Raw genomic sequence first — 16,612 nt, forward strand, 5'->3', positions numbered from 1 at the left:
GGCGAGGTCCTCAATTGCCCAGGGCTGGTAGAGATCCCGGAGCGGAGCGCCCTTTGCCAACATGTCAGACCCTTCATTTGTTCGACTGTGCATTCAGTTACCACCGGCGGTGGTGCACAGCAGTTCACGGAGTTGTGGCGCCGGGACCTTGCCGGTGCCGCCACGCGGGATGTCGTCGTCCGAATCGACAAGGAGCCACACGGTGGGCACCTTGAACGAACTCAGCGCGGCGGCCGCCGCGGCTCGCAATTCTTCGACCGAGGTGGTGGAGGTGTCGCAGACGATCGCTGCGCCGACTTGCTGTGCGCCGCCGACCGGCACATCGGTGACATACGCCGCCTGGATGCCGGCGATCCCGCGCAGCACCTTCTCCACCTCGCTCGGGTACACCGAGGCGCCGCTGACCTTGAACATGTCGTCGGATCGACCGTGGTAGAACAAGAATCCGTTGTCGTCGAGGTGGCCGAGGTCGCCGGTGGGGTAGAAGCCATCGCGCGTGAAGGTGTCGTCGCGTCCTCGCCGGCAGATCCCGCGCAGGATATGCGGGCCGCGGACCTGGATTTCTCCGGGTGATCCGGTGGGTACCGGGCCTTGCTCGGACATGATCCGAACCTCCATGCCTGCGAACGGCTTTCCGCAGCTACCCCAGGCGGACCGGGGCATATCGGTATCCGCCGGATATCCGCAGTAGGGACCGAAGGTCTCTGTCATGCCGAACAGGCGGGCCCGGGCACCCGGTGCGGCTCGTTGGCCGGCGGGCAGCAGGGCATCCAGACTGCCGGCGACGAGCGAGGACAGGTCTGCCCCGACAATCTGCTGGTGCCGGGCGAGTGCCTCGGCCTGATCGGGCCAACCGCGAAACAGGGTGACCCGTTCACGTTCGAGCAGGCGCAGCGTGGTTTCTGGCCGGGGGATCTGCTCGGTCACGAGCGTTGCGCCTGCGAGCAGTGTCGAGAGAACACCGCTCCCGAAACCTCCGACCCAGAAGAACGGCATCGGAACGTAGAGGCGGGTATCGGCGGTGATGCATCGGTCGGCGAGTCCGGACACCACCGCACCGAGCGCGCCTGCGTGCGAGTGGAGAACACCCTTGGGGATGCCGCTGCTGCCGGAGGTGAAGGTGATGACCAGCGGATCGTCGGGATGTACGGTTTCGGCCAGCGCGTCGACGAGTTGTGCCATCGTCGACGGCTCGGCCGCCCGAGGCAGGCCGTCGTCGGTCCAGACCCGCCGCAGCGAGGGCAATGCGGGGTGGTAGAGAATTTGGTCGGTGAGATCGCCGGTATCCAGCGCCGCCTGCAGATCGTCGAGATATCGGTGCCCACGGAACTCACGAACGCTCACCAGGTACTCGATCGAGGCAACCTCGCACTGTGCCACCAGTTCTCGCGGCGATAGCAGCGTGCTCAGTGGGACCAGCACGGCCCCGATCCGGGTGAGCGAGACAACAATCTGTACCCAGCGGGCACTGTTGGGCATGATCAACCCGACCCGGGAACCCTTCCCGACCCCGGCCTCGATGAAACCTGCTGCCACCTCCCGGGTTGAGGCATCGAGGTCGCCGTAGGTGATCCGGTGGTCGGGATCGATGACGGCCGGTTTGTCCGGGTACTGTGCGGCAACGGATTTCACCACTCGGTCGACGGTGAGTGCTGTGGCCTGGGGATCAGGCATGTGAACCGCCAACGTCGAAGTGGCGGCGGACAGCACCGAGATCGGCTTTGCCGGAGGGGGTCCTGGGTATCTCGTCGACGATGGCGATCGCTGTGGGAATCTCGTAGCGCGCCAGATTTTTCCGCAGGTAGTCGCACAATGCGTCGGCATCGACCGATCCGTTCGTACGTAGTTCGACCATGGCCACCGGGGTCTGGCCCAGTCGCGGGTCTTCGCGGCCGACCACGGCGGCCCCGGCGACGGCGGGATGACGTTCGAGTGCCAGCCTCACATCGTCGGGCATCACCTTGAATCCACCGCGGATGATCGCCTGATCGGCTCGCCCGAGGATCCACACGAAACCGTCGGGGTCGATGCGACCGAGGTCAGTGGTCCGAAGCCAGGGTGCCGAGGCACCCATCTGACCCGGTTTGACCTCGAGCACCCCGGATTCGTCGGGGTCCAGCGGTATGCCGTCAACATCGACCACACGTAACTGTGCGCCGCCGGATGCCCGACCCACACTGCCTCGCTTGCTCTCCCAGTACTGCTGATGGTCAGGCAAGGTCCAGCCGGCCACACCGCCACCGAATTCTGTTGCCGCATAAGATGTCAGGACTGGAATCCCGAACTTCTCGGTGAACGCCTCGGCGTCCTCGACCGACAGTGGCGCGGTACCCGAGGTCACCGCCTTGATGCTGCGCAGATCATCGCGGGTCAGGTCCGAGTGCAAGACCATCCGCAACGCGGTGGGGACCAGGGAGACCGCCCGGGGCCGGTGGGCGCGAACGGCATCGGCCCACCGGTCGAGATCAAAGCGCGGCAACAGGACAAAGGATCGGCCCTCACTGACACATTGCAGTACCCGGTAGATCCCGCCGATGTGCACCAGTGGCGCATTGACGATCGCCACTCCGTTGCGCAACTCAGTGGGTGACGTCGGCCAGGTCCGGTCGTGACCCATCACGCTGCGCGCCAACATGTTGTAGGTGATGTCCACCCGCTTCGGTGGACCGGTGGTGCCGCTGGTCAGCATGTGTACGGCAACGTCGGCGTCCACGTGCTCGCGGTCCACGCTCACCCGGCCGGCTTCCTGCAACACCGGCGGGCAAGTCAGGTCGGAGATGGACGCAACGGTCGAATCAGGTGACGTTGCAACCAGTGTGGTGATGTCATCGGCGGTTCCGATGATCAGCGGCAGGTTCAAGGCGGTGATGTCGGCTCGCGTGCGATCGTCTCCGCGTGACGGGTTGATGACCACCACGCTGCCGCCCGCCATCAACACGCCAAGGAGGGTGGCCACGTGTGCCGGTTGATTGCGAAGCAGGATGCCGACGCGTCGGTCGACGCCGGAGCGATGGACCAGGTCGCTGACCCGGTCGGCGAGTCTGGCGAGGTCACCCCATGTGGACCAGGTGCCCTCGTGTTCGATCGCGCGCGTATCCGGTTGCAGGGCCAGGACATCGGCGATGCGCCTGCCCAATGGATGCCGGATGGAGACGTCGGTGGGGTCGGTCATCAGCGGATCCTCGGCGTCTGCTTGACCAGTGGTGCGGCGGCGAGTTCGTCTTTGCCGATCGGATTGCCGAGCCGGGTGTAGATCAGGCCCTGGTCCATGGCAGCCCGATACGGTTTGTCGAGCGATTCCCAGATCGCCTTCACGGTGCCTTGGGTGGCGGTGGGTGGTTTGGCCGCGATGGCTGCGGCGATGGTGTGGGCCCGCGGCCAGAGTTGTTCGGCCGGAACCACTTCGGTGACCAATCGGATGTCAAGGGCGGTCTGCGCGCTGACCCGCTCGTCGTTGCCCATCAGTGCCATCCGCAAGGTGTCGCCCAGGCCGACCCGCCGCATCAACCCGATGGGTTCGAGAGCCGATACCAGACCGGCAGAGACATGTGAGTCGAAGAACGTCGCGTCGGATGAGCAGATGACCACGTCGGCCTCGTTCACGAAGTAGAACGCACCTGCGGTGCACATGCCCTGCACCGCGCAGACCACCGGCTTCCACACCTTTTGCCACTTCGGGCTCAGCAATTCGCCGGGATCCTCGTGATTCCAGACGATGTTCGGTTGGCCGTAGGCCGATTTCATGTCGAGTCCGGCACTGAACGCGCGGGTTCCGGCTGCCCTCAAGACCACCGCGTTGACCCGGTTGTCATCTTTGACCGTCTGCCAGATCTCGGCCATCTCGTGACACATCGTCCGATTGAACGTGTTGAGCTGGTCGGGCCGGTTCAGGGTGATGGTGGCAACTCGGTCGGTCGGATCGACCTCGAGTAGAAGGGTGTCGAATGACCTGCTCATCGGCACTGCCAATGGGGTGCGCGCTTCTCGGTGAAGGCCAGGGGACCTTCGAGTGCATCCTCGGTGCGGGTGACACGCTCGCGGAATGATTCGGCCAGCATCTCGGCTTCGTGGAGCGGGAGGTCAAGACCCTTGATGATCGCCAGCCGGGTACCCCGGACCGCCAGGGGCGCATTCGAATTCACCACCGCGGCGATCTCGTGCGCACGTTCGAGGAGCCGGTCGTGTTCGACAACCTCACTGACCATCCCGAGTTCGTAGGCCCGTTGCGCGCTCATCCGTTCGTGTTTGCCCATCAAAGCCATCCGCAGGGCAACCGATCTGGGCAGGACCCGGGCCAGTCGGACCGTCTCACGGCCGGCGACCAGGCCGATGCTGACGTGGGGATCGAAGAAGGTCGCCTTGTCGGAGGCGATCACGATGTCGCCGGTGGTGACCCAATCGAGCCCGGCGCCGCAGCACAACCCGTTGACCGCGACCACAATCGGTTTGGCCATGGTGCGAAACGGCGGGGTGCCCTCCTGCGGTGCTTCCCACTGATCGTAGGTCGACAGATACGGACGCTCGTTGATGACCTTGCCGTCTCCGGGGATCTCCTTCACGTCGGCCCCGGTGCAGAATGCCCGCCCGGTAGCCGTGACGATGATGAGCCAGACGGCCTCGTCGTTCTCGGCCTCGTCGTAGGCGCTGCGCAACTCGGTGATCATGTGAGGGCTGAGTGCGTTGAGTGCTTCCGGACGGTTCAGGGTGATGGTGGCCGTGTGGCCGTCGACCTCATACTTGATGCAGTCGAACGACATGGGTGCTCCTCGGGGTCGGGAGATGGTCATCGACCATCGAAGTCTGGTGTCCGGCGTTCTTTGAACGCGGACAGCCCTTCTTTGAAATCGCTTGTTCTGCAAGCCAGTTCCAGGGCCGTGAGTTCGTGGTTCATCGTGTCGGTGAGAGATGCGCCCTGACCGAAATTGATCGATGCCTTGGCCAGACCGATCGCGACGGTGGGCCCGCCTGCGAGGCGGTCGACCAAGTCGGTGGAGATCTTGTCGACCTCGGTGGCGGCGACGGCCCGGTGGATCATGCCCCACTCCTGCGCCTGGGCTGCGGTCACCTTTTCGCCGAGCAGGAGCATCTCCTTCGCCCGGGCGATGCCGATGAGTCTCGGCAGCAGCCAGGTGGCACCGGAGTCGGGCGTGAAGCCTCTCGCCATGAACGGTTCCCAGAAGACGGCGCGCTCGTCGGCCACCGTGAAGTCGGCAGCCAGTGCCAGACTGCAGCCCAGTCCGGTCGCCCAACCTCGCACGCTGCAGACCACGGGGAGGTGAATGGTCGTGACCAATTCGATCACCCGGTGCACGGTATGGGGGATACGGCGGATCAGATTGCCTGCCCGGGGTCGCTGATCGGTCCTGTTCGTTGCCACCCAATCCGAACCGGCACAGAAGTCGTCGCCACTGCCGCGGATATGGACCACCCGCAGGGAGTCATCGGTCGCGGCGTCGGTCAAAGCCTTGACGAAAGCGTCGATCATCGCGTGGGTCATGGCATTTCGCCGGGATGGGCGATCGATCACGATGCGCAGTACTCCGCCGTCGGCAGAGACGGTGAGTTCTCCATCGGCCGGATCCGGCGGGTTCAAGTCGCCCATGATGTAGTCCACACCTCTCTGCTGTGCCGCGGTGAACCGAAGGCGTCGATCAGGTTCCAAATAAGCATACTGTTAGACCTACGGTAGATGCTACGATTTGGATTCGCCGCTTGTGATCATCACGCTGCGCCCGTTCGCGGGGACGCGGCCCGAGAGCCCGAGGTTGGAAAAATGCCCACACCCGTCATCGTTGGTGCAGCACGGACGGCGATAGGCCGATCGTTCAAAGGTGCGCTCGTCAACACACCTGCCGAGACACTCGCGACCGCCGTCCTCCCCGAGGTCGTACGCCGCGCGGGCGTCGATCCCGCAACAGTCGACGACGTGATTCTTGCCGAGTCGCATTACGGCGGTGGTGACCTGGCGCGCTACGCCGCGGTCGCCGCGGGGATGGAAACCGTGCCCGGACAGGCGGTGAACCGCCACTGCGCAGGCAGTCTCACCGCCATCGGCAACGCGGCGGCACAGGTCGGATACGGAATGGAGCGCGTTGTGGTGGCCGGCGGTGTGCAATCACTGTCGACGGGGCCGGCGATGAAGTGGCGGATCCCGGGCCCGGAGCTGGAGTTCAAAGAGGGCTGGATGCCGCCGAGCCATCCGGAGACGCCGGACGCACCGACCCTCGACATGTCGATCACCGTGGGGTGGAACACGGCGAAGGCGGTCGGCATCAGCCGCGCCGAGATGGACGCCTGGGCGCTGCGTTCGCATCAGCGTGCGATCGCCGCGATCGACGCCGGAAAGTTCACCGACGAGATCTTCCCACTGAAGATCGAACTGCCCGATGGCACGGTTGTCGACTTCAGCGTCGACGAACATCCCCGGCGCAACAGCAGTTTGGAACGGTTGGCGGCGCTGCCGGTCCTGCATCCCGAGATCGACGGCTTCTCGATCACCGCGGGTAACAGCAGTGGGATCAATGACGCCGCAGCGGCCGTGGTTGTGGTGGACGAGGATTACGCGCTGGCCGAGCGCCTGGAGGTCCTGGGCACCGTAAAGGCATGGGCTGCTTCGGCGCTCGCGCCACGCGACACCGGGCTCGGTGCGGTCGCGGTGATCGGGAAGGTCCTCGATCGCGCGGGCCTTGCGGCCGGGGACGTCGACCTGTGGGAGATCAACGAGGCGTTCTGCTCGGTGCCGATCGCAGCCGTGCGCGAGTACGGGCTCGACGAAGAGCGGGTCAACTTCTCCGGAAGTGGCGCCAGCCTGGGACATCCCATCGCCGCGTCCGGCGCGCGGATGGTCACCACGCTTTTGTATGAGCTGAAGCGACGGGGCGGCGGCATCGGAGTCGCGGCCATGTGCGCAGGCGGCGGCCAGGGTGGCGCCGTTGTCGTCGAGGTCTGAGTTTTCTTCGAGGTCCGAAACAACATCATCCAACGAGGGGTAAGGCATGTCAGACGAGGTCATTGTCGAGCGTCGCGGGCGCACATTGGTCATCACCATCAACCGTCCGGAGGCGCGAAACGCGGTGAACCTGGCGGTCAGTCAGGGGCTGGCCGATGCTGTCGACGAACTCGACAGCAGTCCGGAGCTGTCGGTTGCGGTGCTGACCGGGGCGGGTGGCAACTTCTGCGCCGGTATGGATTTGAAGGCTTTCGCTGCCGGGGAGATGGTGCACATCAAAGGCAAGGGGATGGGCTTCACCGAGAAGCCGCCGGTCAAGCCGATCATCGCGGCCGTGGAGGGCTACGCACTGGCCGGTGGAACCGAACTCGTGTTGGCCACAGACCTGGTGGTGGCATCGAAGACAGCGAAGTTCGGTATCCCAGAGGTCAAGCGGGGGCTGGTGGCCGCGGGCGGCGGATTGCTGCGGTTGCCTGATCGCATCCCGTATCAGAAGGCCCTGGAACTGGCACTGACCGGCGACAGCTTCACCGCCGAGGAAGCCGCCGGATTCGGATTCGTGAACGTTGTCGCCGAACCCGGTGAGGCACTGGACAAGGCACTGGAACTCGCCGAGAAGATCACCGCGAACGGCCCGCTCGCGGTCGCGACCACCAAAGAGATCATCGTGAAATCTCGTGGTTGGAGCGAACAGGAGATGTGGGAAAAGCAGATGGAGCTGATCATCCCGATCTTCGGTTCCAAGGATGCCCAGGAAGGTGCTGTGGCCTTCGCGGAGAAGCGCAAGCCCAATTGGTCGGGCGAATAGTCCTCACCCGTTCCGCAAACACTTTGTAACACTTCACTTCTAGGAGACTTCCGTGTCATTTGAAGGTCAGTCAGTACTTGTCACCGGAGGCGCGGGAGGCCTCGGCGCGGCAACCGTCCGCAAACTCCACAGCGAGGGTGCCGCCGTTGTCATCGCCGATCTGGCCGATGACAAGGCGCTGGCGTTGGCAGAGGAACTGGGCAACAAGGTCGCCTACGTCCGCACCGATGTGCTCGACGACGACTCGGTATTCGCCGCCATCGCCAAAGCCGAAGAGCTGGGGGACTTCCGATCCGTGGTGATCGCGCACGGCGGCTTCGGGGTCCTGGAAAAAGTGGTCAACCGCGACGGCACCCCGCACACCAAGAAGGGTTTCACCGATACGATCGCGCTGTATCTGACCGGCACCTACAACGTGCTGCGGCTGGCGGCGGCGAACATCGCCACCCGCGAGCCCAAGGCCGACGGTGCTCGCGGCGCGATCGTGATGACCAGCTCCATCGCGGGATATGAGGGACAGATCGGCCAATCCGCCTATGCCGCAGCAAAAGGTGGAGTGATCTCGCTGACGCTGACCGCCGCCCGTGACCTCAGTGCGGTGGGCATCCGGGTGAACAGCATCGCTCCGGGCACCATGCGGACCCCGCTGATGGAATTGCTCGGCGAAGAAGGACTGGCGAAGTTCGCTGCGTCGGTGCCCTTCCCGAAGCGGCTCGGCCAACCGGACGAGTTCGCGGGACTGGCGCACTACCTCCTGGAGAACACCTACATCAACGGTGAGGTTGTCCGGATCGACGGGGCCCAGCGCTTTCAGCCGAAGTAGACACGCCGCAGCGCAGGGATCGAGAATCATGGATCTAGGATTTCGCGGTGCCACTGCAGTGGTGGCGGGCGGTGGCCGGGGAATGGGCCTGGCCACCGCCCGCTGCCTTGCCGAAGAGGGTGCGCGCGTTGCCGTCCTGGCCCGGACACCTTCCGACCTCGAGCGCGCCGTCGCCGAACTCACCACGTCCGGTAGCCCGGATGCGGTCGGCCTGGTCGCGGATATCCGAGATCAGGCACGGGTGATCGAGGTCTTCGACGAGCTGGGGCAGCGGTGGGATGGCCGCCTCAATGTGCTGATCAACGCTGCAGGCCCGAACGTACAGGGCGACTTCGAGACCCTCACCGATGAGCAGTGGCAAGCCGGATTCGATGACGGTGTGATGGGAATGGTCCACACCGTCCGGGCGGCACTACCGCTTCTGCGGCAGGCTGAATGGGCGCGGGTGGTGAACTTCTCGGCCGGTTCCACACAGCGACAGAGTGTTCGGTTACCGGCCTATACGGCGGCAAAGGCGATGGTCACCAGTATCTCCAAGAATCTGTCGCTGTACCTGGCGCCGGACGAGATCATGGTCAACGTGATCTCGCCGGGCAGCGTGGCGTCGGATTCATTGATCGCATGGGCCACATCGGTTGGCATCGACAGTGACGATCCCTATCAACTGATGGCAGCGATCGACAAACACTTCGGGCATCCCGCGCACCTGCCGCGGGCCGGATTACCCGACGAAATAGCACGCGTGGCGACATTTTTGGCCTCACGTGCCAATTCGTACATGACCGGGGCGAATGTGAACGTCGACGGTGGCACCGACTTCACCTGATCTGCACTCGACCATCAGGCCGGCGGTGATCATTCAGCGATCGTGATGGCCTGACGGGGGCATTGGCGCACCGCTTCTTTGATCAGGTCCAGGTTTTCGGGTGTGACCTCGGGGTGCAGGACGGTGAGCATGTCGTCGTCGCCGAGCTCGAAGACCTCCGGGATCACGGCCATGCAGAAGCCATTACTTTCGCACAGTCCGAAGTCGACCTGAACTCTCATCGGATCACCCGGACGGGTACGTTGCTCCATCCGGCCACATTCTGCATGGTCACCCGTTTGCAGCGGTCCGCGTCGACGGTGAACTTCGGCATGAAGTCGAGCAACCGATCGATGGCGATGGCGCTCTCCATGCGCGCGAGTGCGGCACCGAGGCAGCTGTGGATCCCGTACCCGAAGGCGAGGTTCTGTGCCTCGCTACGATCGCGGTCGATGTTGAACGTGTCGGGGTCGGTGAAGGCCTCGGGATCGCGGTTGGCCGAGCCACCGAGTAGGAACACCGGCTTGCCCGCCGGAATGGTGACGCCGTGCAGTTCCACCTCTTTGAGTGAATACCGCACGTTGTATTGTGCCGGGGCCTCATAGCGAAGTAGTTCTTCGATCGCCGCCGGGATCTTACTGCGATCTTCTCGCAGCATCTCCCATTGATCGGGGTGCTTGGCGAAGAGTACGCCCACGTTGCCGATGAGCTTGGCGACGGTCTCGGCGCCTGCTCCACCCAATAACGTTGTGAAACTGGCGATTTCGATGTTGTCGAGGCCGGTTGTGCTGCCGTCTTCGCGTTCGATCTCGGCGTTGACCAGCTTGGTGAGCATGTCGTCTTGTGGATCTGCGCGGCGCTCCTGGGCGAGCCCGTAGTAGAGCATCGCCGTGTCGATGGCGCACTGCAACCCGGCCTCCGACATCTCGACCTGGCCGGGATTGCGATGCAGCATCTCGTCGACCCACAACCGAATCTGCTGCCTGCGATCGGCAGGCACTCCGAGCATCCGCGTGATGACCTCCACGGGGAAATACACCGAGAAGTCTTGGACGAGGTCGAACTCGTCCGGATCGACCTCGCCGAGAAAGCGATCAACCTGTTCGGTGACCATCGGCCGCAGTGCGTTGATGGCCCGCGGAGTGAACACCTTGCTGAGCAGTCCGCGCATATGACGGTGGTCGGGAGGATCCATCACGATGATGGATTTGAACTTCTCGGCGCCGCCGACGCGGACCTGTGCGAGGTCCACACCGCGCGCGGACGAGTAGGTGGCAAAGTCGGTGAGGCCGTGTGCCACATCGGCATGCCTGCTCAGTGCGTAGAAGTCATATTCTTCGCTGTAGTAGACCGGGGCTTCTTCACGCATTCGCCGGTAGGTGTCGTATGCACCGTCGAAGAACTCTTGCGAGAACGGATCGAATACGAGTTTGGCCTCGAACGTGGTTCGCCCAGATTCGAACTTGGTCATACTTCCTCCACCGCTGTGCCGCACGACTGCCGGGGCAGCGCCCACTGTTGCCTGATACCGTAAGCCATACTATATCTGTTTCGCGTGCAAGCCAAGAAGTCGTGGATTTATTGCCCTGGCGCGACCAAACCGTTTACTGTTGGACTTACAGTCAATCGTACGACGACGGGGTTGTGGCAACATGAGCAGTGCACAGCAGCGCAGAGTGGTGGTTGTGGGAGCCGGGTCGGGGATCGGTGCGGCGACCGCTGCCCACTTCCATTCGCGGGGGGATTACGTTCTCGCAGTTGATGTCAAGCCGAATGCGACACCGGCGTCGGAGCATCGCCAGGTTGATCTGCGTGATCCGGCGGCGATCACGGCGCTCCTCGATGACATCGGCTCCGGCTGGGACCTGCTGGCCCATGTGGCCGGCGTCCCGGGGACGGCGCCTGCCGATGACGTGTTGCTGGTCAACTACCTGGGCATGCGTTTGATGACCGCCGGAATGCTGCCGCTGCTGAACACCGGCGGCGCAGTCGTGGTGGTCGCCTCGGTGGCGGCGCTGGGCTGGGAGCAGCGGGCCGCAGATCTCGCCGGACTGCTCGATGCGACCGAACCGGCTGCGGTGGTGGCATGGCAGGCGACGCAGGATCCGAACTACCCCGTCTACAGCACGTCGAAACAGGCGGCGATCCTGTTCGCGAAACGGATTGCGGGCCCGGCACTGTCGAAATACGGTGTACGGGTCAATATCGTCAGTCCGGGGCCCACCGAGACCCCGATCCTCACCGATTTCGAGGCATCGATGGGCAAGGACGTACTCGATTCGGTGAAGGCCACCGTGGGCAGGCATGCAGGCGTCGAAGACATCGTTCCGGTCATCGACTTTGTCGGTTCACCCGGAGCCGGCTGGATCGTGGGACAAGACATTCACGTCGACGGTGGCTTTGTCTCGTCGATGATGGCCGGGCCACCGATCGCGCTGTAGCGGCGACCGTCGCGAAGTCCTGCGGGGTGACTCTCCAGAGTTTCAGCCAAACAACAAGATCCAGGGGTATCGATGACCATCGACAGTGCGCCGGTTTCACCGCATCCGTATCACCGGCTCGACATTTCGGCCGAGGACTTCTGGAAGGCCGGTGATTTCCGTACGCGTGATGAGACATTCGCCCAGTTGCGCGGTGAGAAGGGTCTGAGTTGGCATGCTCCGGTGTCCGCGGTCTTTCCACACGAGGAGACCGGGTACTGGGCGTTGACCCGGCACGCGGACATCCGTGAGGTCAGCCAGAACAACGCCGTTTTCGGATCCAGTCTGGGGGTGTCGCTCGATCCGATGCCTGCCGAGATCCAGCGTATGACAACCTATTTCCTGGCGATGGATCCGCCAGATCACACCCGGCACCGCAAGCTGATCAGTTCGGCTTTCACGCCGCGGCAGGTCAAGCGGATCGAGGATCAGATCCGGACGAATGCGCGTGTGGTGGTGGACGATTTCCTGACGCGGCTGCGCACCGGTGAAGAGTTCGACCTCGTGTCGTCCCTGTCGACGAAGCTGCCGATGAAGACCATCTCCGACATGATCGGCATCGAGCCGGAGAATCAGGAGGCCGTCGCCTACGCTGCCGAAAGTCTCATGGGCGGAAGCGATGACGAGTACGCGTCCCTGGAGGAGCGGGCGATGCACGTCATGGGTCAGCTCGGGATCCTCCAGAATGCCGGGATCGAACTCGCTGCCCGTCGACGCGAAGACCCGCGCGAGGACCTGATGACCAACATCATCAACGCGGAGGTCGATGGGCACAAGGTGTCCGACACGGATATCGGCTCGTTCATGGTGCTACTCGGTTCGGCAGGCAACGACACCACCAAGCAGACAACGACCCACGTGTTCAAGGCGCTGGTCGAGAATCCCGACCAAAAGGCCTGGCTACTGGAGGATTTCGACGGGAGGATCAACACCGCCGTCGATGAGTTCGTCCGGTGGTCGACGCCGGTGGTCTCGTTTGCCCGGCATGCACTGGTCGACACCGAACTCGGCGGCACAAAGATCGCGGCTGGTGAAAAGCTCGGTCTGTTCTACTGCTCGGGTAACCGCGACGAGGAAGTCTTCGATCGTCCCCACGAGTTCGACATCACGCGCGACCCCAACCCCCACGTCGGTTTCGGCGGCGGGGGAGCGCACTACTGCCTGGGAGCGCAACTCGCGAAAATGGAACTGCGCCATCTCTTCTACGAACTGCTGACCCGGGTTCCCGACGTCACCCTCGGTGAACCCGAATACCTCCAGAGCACGTTCGTCCATGGGGTCAAACGGATGTCGGTCAGCCTCGCCTGAGCCGCCCCGCGCAAACGCTCCGCTTGTACGAAGACGCTCCGCAAATATGCGGAGCGTCTTCGCATAAGCGGAGCGTTTGGTGGTGCGGGGGTGCGGTCAGGTGGTCAGGACTGTGGCGCCTGCGGTGCCGGGGGCGCCGTAGAGCTGGGCGAACCCGACCTTCGGGTTGCCGCCGACCTGACGGTCGCCGGCCTCACCGCGGAGTTGGCGCACCAGCTCGTGGATCTGCCGGATGCCGGAGGCCCCGATCGGCTCACCATTGGCGATGAGGCCACCATCGGTGTTGACCGGCATCGGACCGCTGATCTCGGTGAGACCCTCGGCGAGCAACTTCTCCTGGTCGCCGTGGGCGCAGAAGCCCGCTTCGGCCATGTGGATGACCTCGGCTCCGGCATCGGTGTCCTGGAGCTGGATCACGTCGACGTCTTCCGGTGATACCCCGGCGACTTCGAAGGCAGCGCGGGACGCGTAGACGGTGGGCGCCACATCCTCGTCGACGGGGCCGTAGGTGGTGTTGACCTCGTAGGCACCGTAACTGCGCGTCCGCAGCTCAACGGCCTTCACGAAGACCGGCTTGGTCTTGAAGCGGTGGGCGATGTCGGCGTTGCACATGATCACCGCGGCGGCACCTTCGTCGGGTGCGCAGAACATGTAGTGCGTCAACGGATGGTTGAGCATCGGCGAGGCCAGGATGTCTTCTTCGGAGATCGGCTTGCGGCGGAACGCATTCGGGTTGAGGGCGCCGTTCCGGTAGTTCTTGGCGGCCACCTTTGCCAGGGTCTGCGGTGAGATGTTGTGGTCGTGGAGGTAGCGATTGGCCTTCATGCCGAAGAACTGCGTGGTCAGGTATTGACCGTTCTCGGCATACCACTTCGGCATCCCCACCAGGGTCGGGTCTTCGGTGAACGCACCGCGCGGATGCTTGTCCAGGCCGATCGCGATCCCGATGTCATAGCGGCCGACGCGGATCGTGTCGGCGCACACCTGAGTTGCGCTGGCGCCGGTGGCGCAGGCATTGAACACATTGGTGAACGGAATCCCGGTGAGCCCCAACATTCCGACGATGTTGTCCGGATTGGCGACCGTCCAGCTGCCGCCGACACCGAACTGGATGTCTTTCCATTCCAGGCCGGCGTCTTTGAGTGCATAGCGGACGGCGTCGACGCCCATCTCCATGGCGGACTTGCCTTCGAACCGGCCGAACGGGTGCAGTCCGACTCCGATGATCGCGACCTCTGTCATCTTCAAACCTTTCTGGTGGTCGGTGGGCGCGGTGTCAGATGGCTGGAAGGCGAACGTCACGATCTCGTTGCCGTCGTCGTCGGCCGTGAACGGGATCATCGTCAGCTCGACGTCCATCCCGAATTGCAGTTTGGCGGTGTCACTTTCGGTCAATCGACCCTCCACCCGGACCACATCGCCGAGCTGGACCAGACCGACCGCAAACGGCGTGAAGGTCTTCATGGTCTCGCGCCCGGCGTACGGAGCTCCCGGGAGAAACCCCTGGGTGGTCCACGCGACCAGGGTTCCGTGGCGTGGCAGCAGCGCCGCCGACACCTGATCGCTGCTGCATCGCGGGCAAAGTTTGTGTTCGGGAAACACCGTGGCCTCACAGTCGCCACAACGACTTCCGATCAGCTGGGGATCCTCGTTCGGCCAGGTCGAGATCTCCGGCGCCAAGGCTTTTTGCATCAAGCACTCCATTCGTGGTTCTGCAGATGGGGTGGAACGCCGATCAGTGGCCGGTGGCCGCTTCCTTTCGCGCCCAGCGATAGTCGGCTTTGCCCACGGGACTTCTCTGGATCGCAGTCCGGAACAGAACGGCCTTGGGCAGTTTGTATCGGGCGAGTGATTTGGCCGCGTGATCCACGAGGTCTTCGGAACTTGCTGTTGCGCCATCGATCAGCGACACCACCGCAACGACTTCCTCACCCCAGCGATCACTGGGACGTCCGGCCACCACGACATCGCTCACCGCCGGGTGCGAGGCGATGGCCATCTCGACCTCCTCGACGAAGACTTTCTCACCGCCGGAGTTGATGGTCACCGAATCCCGGCCGAGCAGTGCAACGGTGCCGTTCTCGAGCAGTCGTGCGCGGTCACCGGGTAATGAGTAGCGGATGCCTGCAACGGTGGGAAACGATTTCGCGGACTTCGCTTCGTCACCCTTGTAGCCCAGCGGTACGTGTCCGCGCTGAGCCAGCCATCCGATGCCGTCGTGTCCGGGTTCGAGGACCGCCTGGAGGTCCTCCGAAAGGACGAAGGTGTCCGGTCCGGGATTGAACGTACCGGTGGAAACCGCGTCCGCAGTGGACAAGTGGGTCATCTGCGCGCCGGTCTCGGACGACCCGACACCGTCGATCACGATGGCTTTGGGGAGTGCGTCGATCAGTCGTGCCTTGATGGTCGGCGTCAGGATCGCCCCACCGTTGGCCACGGCGAACAGGGACGTCAGGTCGGCCGAGGTGTCTTCCAGCGCGGTGAGCAGCGGCCGTGCAACGGCGTCACCGACGAGCATCACCACCCCGGCCTTTTCTCGTTCGATCGCGGCGACGATGTCCTGGGGATCGAGATGGTCGACGACGGTGGGGAACACCAGGGATTGGCCTGTGCTCAGCGCTTGCATGGCGGCCCACTGGGCGGCTCCGTGCATCAGCGGCGGCAACACCACGATCTTGATGCCGGGGTTGTCGACCACGCGGATGGCGATGTCCTCGTACGACCGTGCGAGCTCACCGGTGGCGAGATTCCGGCCACCGAAGGCGGCGACGAAAATGTCGTGCTGACGCCACAGCACACCCTTGGGCATACCCGTGGTTCCGCCGGTGTAGAGGACGTACAGGTCGTCCGGCGAAGGTTCGACGGGCGGTGATTCCGGGGAGCTCTCGGCGATGACGGTTTCGTAGTCCACGGCGCCGGGCAACAAATCGTTTCCCGAGTTGTCGGCGATCTGGATGAGCACTCGCAGGTGCGGGAGGTCGGGCAGCACCGCGGCGAGCTGTGGGGCAAACACGGAGTGATAGACCAGCGCACTGGCGCCTGCGTCCGCGAGCAGGTACCGAAGCTCGTCGCTGACGTACCGGTAGTTCACATTGAACGGGGCGACGCGGGCCCGGAAGGCACCGAGCAGCGCCTCGATGTATTCGTTGCCGTTGTAGGCGTAGATGCCGAGCAGATCCTGACCGGTTTCGTGGCCGGCGAGTCCATCGCGTTCGCTGTGCACACCCAGTCCACACGAATGGAGGTAGGAGGCAAGGCGTTTGGAGCGGTCCGCGACCTGGGCGTGGGTGTAGTGAGCGTCGCCCTGGGAGATGAAAACGCGGTCGCCGATCGCGGCGGCGACGACGTCGGCAGCCGCTCCAACGGTGAACTCGGTAGTTGTCGGTTCGGCCCCGGTCTCCGTGTTGGACACAATTCCTCCTCGATGGCGGCTTCGCGG

General features: G+C 63.9%; 15 protein-coding genes and 1 pseudogene. 6 read left to right on the top strand and 10 right to left on the bottom strand.

Annotated elements, in window-relative coordinates; all coding sequences use genetic code 11:
- Nucleotides 1-93 precede the first annotated feature (93 nt).
- Genes AC56PL_RS06135 through AC56PL_RS06155 form a run of 5 tightly spaced genes read right to left on the bottom strand, consistent with a single transcriptional unit; the run spans nucleotide 94 to nucleotide 5,602 of the window.
- Complete coding sequence (locus AC56PL_RS06135; protein WP_497153260.1) at nucleotides 94-1,674, bottom strand: class I adenylate-forming enzyme family protein; 1,581 nt, start codon at nucleotides 1,672-1,674, stop codon at nucleotides 94-96.
- A complete protein-coding gene (locus tag AC56PL_RS06140; protein WP_497153261.1) occupies nucleotides 1,667-3,172 on the bottom strand; it encodes a class I adenylate-forming enzyme family protein in 1,506 nt (501 codons plus the stop codon). The genes AC56PL_RS06135 and AC56PL_RS06140 overlap by 8 nt, the downstream gene beginning before the upstream one ends.
- On the bottom strand, nucleotides 3,172-3,963 hold the full coding sequence (locus AC56PL_RS06145) for an enoyl-CoA hydratase-related protein (RefSeq protein WP_495515461.1): 792 nt from the start codon (nucleotides 3,961-3,963) through the stop codon (nucleotides 3,172-3,174). Before AC56PL_RS06145 ends, AC56PL_RS06140 begins: the two co-directional genes overlap by 1 nt.
- Nucleotides 3,954-4,757 (bottom strand): enoyl-CoA hydratase-related protein, encoded by an 804-nt coding sequence (locus AC56PL_RS06150; RefSeq protein ID WP_495515462.1) that lies wholly within the window; start codon nucleotides 4,755-4,757, stop codon nucleotides 3,954-3,956. The genes AC56PL_RS06145 and AC56PL_RS06150 overlap by 10 nt, the downstream gene beginning before the upstream one ends.
- A gap of 26 nt (nucleotides 4,758-4,783) precedes the next feature.
- A complete protein-coding gene (locus tag AC56PL_RS06155) occupies nucleotides 4,784-5,602 on the bottom strand; it encodes an enoyl-CoA hydratase/isomerase family protein (protein ID WP_497153262.1) in 819 nt (272 codons plus the stop codon).
- Between the two features lie 171 nt (nucleotides 5,603-5,773).
- Here AC56PL_RS06155 and AC56PL_RS06160 point away from each other — a divergent pair, with 171 nt between their 5' ends.
- The 4 genes from AC56PL_RS06160 to AC56PL_RS06175 are packed head-to-tail and all read left to right on the top strand — an operon-like array spanning nucleotide 5,774 to nucleotide 9,406.
- Complete coding sequence (locus AC56PL_RS06160; protein ID WP_495515464.1) at nucleotides 5,774-6,949, top strand: acetyl-CoA C-acyltransferase; 1,176 nt, start codon at nucleotides 5,774-5,776, stop codon at nucleotides 6,947-6,949.
- Nucleotides 6,950-6,995: 46 nt separating this feature from the next.
- Entirely contained in the window at nucleotides 6,996-7,757 is a 762-nt protein-coding gene (locus AC56PL_RS06165; protein ID WP_495515465.1) for a crotonase/enoyl-CoA hydratase family protein, read from the top strand.
- Between the two features lie 52 nt (nucleotides 7,758-7,809).
- On the top strand, nucleotides 7,810-8,580 hold the full coding sequence (locus AC56PL_RS06170) for an SDR family oxidoreductase (protein WP_495515466.1): 771 nt from the start codon (nucleotides 7,810-7,812) through the stop codon (nucleotides 8,578-8,580).
- Nucleotides 8,581-8,608: 28 nt separating this feature from the next.
- A complete protein-coding gene (locus tag AC56PL_RS06175; RefSeq protein ID WP_497153263.1) occupies nucleotides 8,609-9,406 on the top strand; it encodes an SDR family NAD(P)-dependent oxidoreductase in 798 nt (265 codons plus the stop codon).
- Between the two features lie 29 nt (nucleotides 9,407-9,435).
- Here the strand turns inward: AC56PL_RS06175 and AC56PL_RS06180 are convergent, their stop codons facing one another.
- Nucleotides 9,436-9,627, bottom strand: a complete 192-nt coding sequence (locus tag AC56PL_RS06180; protein WP_497153264.1) for a ferredoxin — start codon at nucleotides 9,625-9,627, stop codon at nucleotides 9,436-9,438.
- Nucleotides 9,624-10,856 carry a cytochrome P450 gene (locus tag AC56PL_RS06185; RefSeq protein ID WP_497153265.1) on the bottom strand — a complete coding sequence of 411 codons (1,233 nt, stop codon included), beginning with the start codon at nucleotides 10,854-10,856 and terminating at the stop codon, nucleotides 9,624-9,626. Before AC56PL_RS06185 ends, AC56PL_RS06180 begins: the two co-directional genes overlap by 4 nt.
- Nucleotides 10,857-11,037: 181 nt before the next feature.
- On the opposite strand from AC56PL_RS06185, the gene AC56PL_RS06190 reads away from it, so the two are divergent.
- Both AC56PL_RS06190 and AC56PL_RS06195 read left to right on the top strand, forming a co-directional pair.
- Nucleotides 11,038-11,826 carry an SDR family oxidoreductase gene (locus AC56PL_RS06190; RefSeq protein WP_495515470.1) on the top strand — a complete coding sequence of 263 codons (789 nt, stop codon included), beginning with the start codon at nucleotides 11,038-11,040 and terminating at the stop codon, nucleotides 11,824-11,826.
- Between the two features lie 72 nt (nucleotides 11,827-11,898).
- Entirely contained in the window at nucleotides 11,899-13,173 is a 1,275-nt protein-coding gene (locus tag AC56PL_RS06195) for a cytochrome P450 (RefSeq protein ID WP_497153266.1), read from the top strand.
- A gap of 96 nt (nucleotides 13,174-13,269) precedes the next feature.
- Here the strand turns inward: AC56PL_RS06195 and AC56PL_RS06200 are convergent, their stop codons facing one another.
- The 3 genes and pseudogenes from AC56PL_RS06200 to AC56PL_RS06210 all read right to left on the bottom strand — a co-directional run bounded on the left by AC56PL_RS06200 (nucleotide 13,270) and on the right by AC56PL_RS06210 (nucleotide 16,585).
- Entirely contained in the window at nucleotides 13,270-14,415 is a 1,146-nt protein-coding gene (locus AC56PL_RS06200; protein WP_497153572.1) for a thiolase family protein, read from the bottom strand.
- 111 nt (nucleotides 14,416-14,526) lie between these two features.
- A pseudogene (locus tag AC56PL_RS06205) lies at nucleotides 14,527-14,877 on the bottom strand (Zn-ribbon domain-containing OB-fold protein); the annotation flags it as partial.
- A 31-nt stretch (nucleotides 14,878-14,908) separates the two neighbouring features.
- Nucleotides 14,909-16,585, bottom strand: coding sequence for an acyl-CoA synthetase (locus AC56PL_RS06210; RefSeq protein ID WP_497153267.1), 1,677 nt, complete (start codon nucleotides 16,583-16,585; stop codon nucleotides 14,909-14,911).
- Nucleotides 16,586-16,612 lie beyond the last annotated feature (27 nt).

Source organism: Williamsia sp. Y721, from assembly GCF_059683565.1.